The sequence below is a fragment of the Arthrobacter sp. 9V genome, assembly GCF_902506065.1.
Taxonomy (GTDB): Bacteria; Actinomycetota; Actinomycetes; order Actinomycetales; family Micrococcaceae; genus Arthrobacter.
In genome coordinates this window covers 1-1,406 of record NZ_LR733022.1, presented here as the reverse complement: position 1 = coordinate 1,406, position 1,406 = coordinate 1, and the positions used below count along the sequence as shown (strand labels likewise).

Here is a 1,406-nt window from a genome sequence, read left to right as displayed (position 1 = left end):
CGGGTACCCCGCGAGGATGCCGACCTGCATGGCGTCCTGGATACCGGCGTCGACCGACGGGATGTACTCGCGCGGGACACGGCCACCGGAGGTCGCGTTGACGAACTCGTAGACCTTCTCGCTCGTGACCTCCATCGGCTCGAGCGCGATCTGCACCTTCGCGAACTGACCGGAGCCACCGGTCTGCTTCGTGTGGGTGTAGTCGTAGCGCTCGACGATCTTGGTGAGCGTCTCGCGGTAGGCCACCTGGGGCTTGCCGACGCTCGCCTCGACGTGGAACTCGCGCTTCATGCGGTCGACGAGGATGTCGAGGTGGAGCTCGCCCATGCCCTTGATCGTCGTCTGACCGGTCTCGGCGTTGAGCTCGACGCGGAACGTCGGGTCCTCTTCGGCGAGCTTCTGGATGGCCGTGGAGAGCTTCTCCTGGTCAGCCTTCGTGTTCGGCTCGATGGCGACCTCGATGACCGGCTCCGGGAACGTCATCGACTCGAGGACGACCTGGTTGGTCGGGTCGCACAGGGTGTCACCGGTGGTGGTGTCCTTGATGCCGATGACCGCGTAGATGTGGCCAGCGGTCACGTTGGCGACCGGGTTCTCCTTGTTGGAGTGCATCTGGAAGATCTTGCCGATGCGCTCCTTCTTGCCCTTGGTCGAGTTGATGACCTGGGCACCGAACTCGATCGAGCCGGAGTAGACGCGCACGTAGGTCAGACGACCGAAGAAGGGGTGCACCGCGACCTTGAACGCGAGCGCCGAGAACGGCTCGGTCGCGTCGGGCTTGCGGATGATCTCCTTCTCCTCGTCCTTGACGTCGTGGCCGATCATCGGCGGCACGTCGAGCGGGGACGGGAGGTAGTCGATGACGGCGTCGAGCATCGGCTGGACACCACGGTTCTTGAACGCGGAACCGCAGAGGACCGGGTAGAGCGTGCTGCTCACCGTGAGGGCACGGATCGCTGCCTTGATCTCGGCGACCGAGAAGTCGGTGTCGCCCTCGAGGTAGCGCTCCATGAGGACGTCGTCCGCCTCGGCCACGCGCTCGATGAGCTTCTCGCGGTACTCGGCGGCACGGTCCTGCAGGTCGGCCGGGATCTCTTCGATCTCGTACTTCGCGCCCATCGCGACGTCACCCTTGGCGTCGCCGCGCCAGGTGAGTGCACGCATCTGGACGAGGTCGACGACGCCTTCGAACGAGCTCTCGGAACCGATCGGCAGCTGGAGCACGAGGGGCTCCGCGCCGAGGCGGTTCACGATGGTGTCGACGGTGTAGTAGAAGTCGGCGCCCAGCTTGTCCATCTTGTTGACGAAGCAGATGCGCGGGACTTCGTACTTGTCGGCCTGACGCCAGACGGTCTCGGACTGGGGCTCGACGCCCTCTTTCCCGTCGAACACGGCGACGGCACCGT

General features: G+C 65.1%; 1 protein-coding gene. It reads right to left on the bottom strand.

From position 1 onward, the window contains the following. Nucleotides 1-1,406: elongation factor G (gene fusA, locus BACI9J_RS23440; protein ID WP_159736725.1), on the bottom strand; the 1,406-nt coding region annotated here is incomplete at both ends.